Annotated in this window: 3 protein-coding genes; 2 read left to right on the top strand and 1 reads right to left on the bottom strand. The window is 56.5% G+C overall.

Annotated features, from left to right (window positions below; genetic code table 11):
- Positions 1-249: 249 nt before the first annotated feature.
- The gene (locus ACF8AM_RS06855) at positions 250-1,593 is read right to left on the bottom strand and encodes a DUF1080 domain-containing protein (protein WP_392554911.1); all 1,344 of its coding nucleotides are present in this window, start codon (positions 1,591-1,593) and stop codon (positions 250-252) included.
- A gap of 150 nt (positions 1,594-1,743) precedes the next feature.
- Here ACF8AM_RS06855 and ACF8AM_RS06850 point away from each other — a divergent pair, with 150 nt between their 5' ends.
- Positions 1,744-2,202: a hypothetical protein gene (locus ACF8AM_RS06850; RefSeq protein ID WP_392554910.1), complete on the top strand. Its 459-nt coding sequence runs from the start codon at positions 1,744-1,746 to the stop codon at positions 2,200-2,202.
- A gap of 21 nt (positions 2,203-2,223) precedes the next feature.
- Positions 2,224-3,597 (top strand): sulfatase-like hydrolase/transferase, encoded by a 1,374-nt coding sequence (locus ACF8AM_RS06845; protein ID WP_392554909.1) that lies wholly within the window; start codon positions 2,224-2,226, stop codon positions 3,595-3,597.
- Positions 3,598-3,734: the final 137 nt, after the last annotated feature.

The raw sequence follows: 3,734 nt of genomic DNA, 5'->3' as shown, positions 1-3,734 counted from the left end.
GGCAATCGCGAAGACGACACCGTCACCAACTTCGCCGCTTGGGCCGCCGCCAACGCGTGATGGTTCACACCTGGACTGCAACGTGCGTCACATCAAGGCTCGTAGGCCAGGTCTCACCTGGCACCCGCGCCGATGCTTCGGCAGAAGCGAGGCGTGATCGCCATTCAGACTTCTTTTGACGGGGCAGATCCAACGGCCAATCACCAACGCCAGGTAGAACCTGGCCTACGTCGCGAACTCTGCTGAGCTCTACTCTTCGCTGGTTGGGACCAGCATTTCGACTTTGCGGAAGTCGACTTCGAGGTCTTGGTTGCCATGCAGTTGCAGGGCGATCACACCGGAATCAGCCAAGTCTTCCACCACATGGTCGACAGCCAAACAATCGTTCAAGTGAACGACGATGCGTTTACCATGAACGCTGACGGTCATCATGTTCCAAGGCGTTTCATCGTCGTCTGAAACCACAGGTTTCTTGTCGAGTTGCAAACCTTCCCGGGCTTGTTTCCAAAATCGATTGACGACGGCATGACGGTCTTTGGGAAATCCGGTTTCGAGGTAGTGCAGCGGACGAACCAACCAACCTGCTCCGCCAGTTTGGTACAGGCCGCCAACTTCATCGGAGTTGTCAATTTCGCACTGAACGCCTTTGACGAACGGTTTGTTCTCGATGATCTCACTGCGAACAAAGAAGCCGCTGTCGCCCTTCTTGAATCGATACTCGATCCGATAGGTTCCATCGGTCATCGGATGCTTGCTGTACAGCATGCCGTTGGGTTCGTTGGCTTCGCTGCTGGCGCGGCCTTGCAGGATTCCATCGACCACGGTCCAGGTGCCACCGCCGACGGTTTCCCAACCGTCCAATGACTTGCCGTCAAACAAAGGCTTCCACTCGTGGCTGCCCAGGTTGCGAACTTTCAAATTACGGAAGCGGTAAGTCTGGCCTTTTTCGCCGTGGTGCTGCAGTCCGATTCGGCCGCTCAGATCGACCGGATCGAAGTAATCGGTGGTGGGGACATCGTTCACGAAGAACTGCAAGTGGTTGCCGACGCAACGAATACGGTAGCGGTTCCAGCGATCGCGATCGAAGGCGGCTTGGGCCTCGGGTTGTTCCCACAATGGATTGAGCCATTGCCGGCGGCGTTCGTCGTACAGTCCGCCCGACCAGCGACGGTCGGTGGGATCGGCTTCGGCTTGGTAGCCAAAGACTTCGTTCGGTTTGACTTGGCCACGCGCCATGAAACCACTGTTGGACTTGCCTTCGGGGAGTTTGACCTCGCCCTCAAACTCGTAGTCGTGAAAAACCTTCTCGGTGACCAGAAAAAACTTCTTGTCGGCAGTCAGGTGGATTTCACCATCGACCACTTCCGTCTTTCCCCATTCATAGGGTTTGGTCCAACCGCTCAGCGATTTCCCGTCGAAGAGCGGTTGCATTTCGGTTTCGGGCGATTGCGACTCCGCCTTCGCAGGCGCCGGTTGTTTCGGTGCATCGTCTGCCGTGGCGACATGACCACAGCAGGCGAAGATCAGGAAAGCCATCGCGCAGGAGTTAGGACGAGCACGACGGAGGGACGTGAGCCAAAAGGATTTCATCATTCGATGGATTGTTTGGTTGGGGGGGAAAGCAAATTCATGCTGAACGGGGGCGATGCTGGGGCACGACCCGCGGATTGCGGGGGCACTTGCAGCGGATTGTCAGTATACTCCAGGAATTGCTTTCCTCCGAGATTCCCGCCCAGGGTGGCCATGCCAAACTATTCACGCATTGCACTGAAGATAATCGCCGCAGCGGTGGAAACTTCGCGTGAAGAGAGCGGGAAAAAACGTGAACCGGTGGACACTTCCGCTTCGACACCCGAGCGCTCGTGGCGGCGAAATGTCATCGGAATCCTCTCGGCAGTCATGCTGTGCCTGGGAGGAACGTTCTATTTCGCCGGCATCGGCGAAGAAACACTGGGATCAGCGTCGACCCATGCCTTCGTGACCGCGGCGCTACTGCGTGTCGGATTGGTGCTGGGAGCGTTGTGGTTGGCCTGGGACTCTCTCAAGCGTCCCGCGAGATGGCTGCCTCCTGGATTGGCGGTCGCCGGCGTGATCGGCATCGTCGTGGTCGCCGCTCAACCTCGGCTGATCCTGGCCATCGCCCCGGCACTCGGCGGAGTGGCTCTTTTGACAGGTGTGATGCGAATCTTTCGAACCAAGTGACCTCCAACCAAGCTGCAATCGATGAGCGGAAACACTGCCTCAAGAAACAAGACGCCCAAGCGAAAACCATGGTCCACACTTGCCATCATCACCTGCTCGTTGGTCTTCACAGCAGCACCAATCCCGGCTGAGGAACCTAGCCCGCAGCGCACCGGCGACCGGCCCAACATTGTGCTGATCATGGCCGATGACATGGGGTTTGAATGCATCGGTGCCAACGGTTCGCTCGACTATCAAACACCCAACATCGACCGGATTGCCAATGAAGGATTGCGGTTCGAACACTGTTACTCCCAGCCCATTTGCACACCGTCGCGAGTCAAGCTGATGACCGGCATGACCAACAAGCGAAATTATGTGAAGTTTGGGATGCTCGACCGCAAGCAAACCACGTTCGCTCACCTGCTGAAGTCCGCCGGGTACCGAACCTGCATCGCGGGCAAGTGGCAACTGGGAAACGAACTGGATTCGCCACAGCACTTTGGGTTCGAGAAGTCTTTGCTGTGGCAACACACCCGCGGACGAATGGACAACGAGAAACGAGACACCCGCTATCCCAACCCGCGACTCGAACGAAATGGAACAGAAGAGAACTACGACGAAGGCGAGTTCTCGTCCGACCTATTCGCGGACTTCCTTTGCGACTTCATGGAAACGAATCGTGACCGGCCGTTCCTCGCTTACTACCCGATGACGTTGGTTCATTGCCCGTTTTGTCCCACGCCGGATTCGGAAGATTGGGATCCCACCTCACACGGCTCAAAGACTTACAAAGGCCGACCGGAGTACTTCGGCGACATGGTGGCTTACGTGGACAAGATCGTCGGCCGAATCGATCGCAAGTTGGGCGAGCTCGGAATTCGCGAAAACACGTTGCTGATTTTCACTGGAGACAACGGCACCGACAAACCGATCGTCACCCAGACGCGGTTTGGTAAAGTCGTCGGTGCAAAAGGCGAGATGGTCGACGCGGGTAACCATGTGACTTGCATCGCCAAGTGGCCAAGCGCGATCCAGCCGGGACGCGTGACCTCACAAATCATCGATTTCAGTGATTTTCTGCCGACGATGTGTGAGGTCGCAGGTGCTGAAGTTCCCGCGAAATTGCCAATCGATGGCCAGAGCTTTCTGCCGGTGCTGGGTGGCACTGAGGGACAGGGACGCGAGTCGATGTTCATGTGGTACGAACGAAACGGGCGTCCGAAGAAGGCACGCGAATTTGCTCGCAACCAACGCTACAAACTGTATGGCGATGGCTCGTTCTTCGACGTAGAGATGGATCGCAACGAAAAGGCTGCGTTGCAATCCTTGACCGACGATCAAAAGGCGGTCCTAAGTAAGCTACAAGCCAAGATCGACTCGTTCGCCGACATCATCCCGCCACAAGCTCGCTAGCAACTGAGGCATAAGCTTCTTGCGGTCTGTCACGACTTGTTTTTAGCGTCGTGGGGGGGGGGGGCGGACCCCACAACACAGGAAAAAGAAAAACAAAAGACAGCGCAAACAGCAGACAAAACCACCAAAAAACAGGG

It is taken from the genome of Rhodopirellula sp. JB055 (genome assembly GCF_043100905.1).
Taxonomy (GTDB): domain Bacteria; phylum Planctomycetota; class Planctomycetia; order Pirellulales; family Pirellulaceae; genus Rhodopirellula.
Note: the sequence above shows the minus strand (reverse complement) of the source record. Positions and strands in the feature narration are given on the sequence as shown.

What these genes read in the sequence shown, in the direction of transcription:
- ACF8AM_RS06855 (WP_392554911.1), bottom strand. Translation starts at nt 1,593, where the DNA reads ATGATGAAATCCTTTTGGCTCACGTCCCTCCGTCGTGCTCGTCCTAAC.
- ACF8AM_RS06845 (WP_392554909.1), top strand. Translation starts at nt 2,224, where the DNA reads ATGAGCGGAAACACTGCCTCAAGAAACAAGACGCCCAAGCGAAAACCA.
- ACF8AM_RS06850 (WP_392554910.1), top strand. Translation starts at nt 1,744, where the DNA reads ATGCCAAACTATTCACGCATTGCACTGAAGATAATCGCCGCAGCGGTG.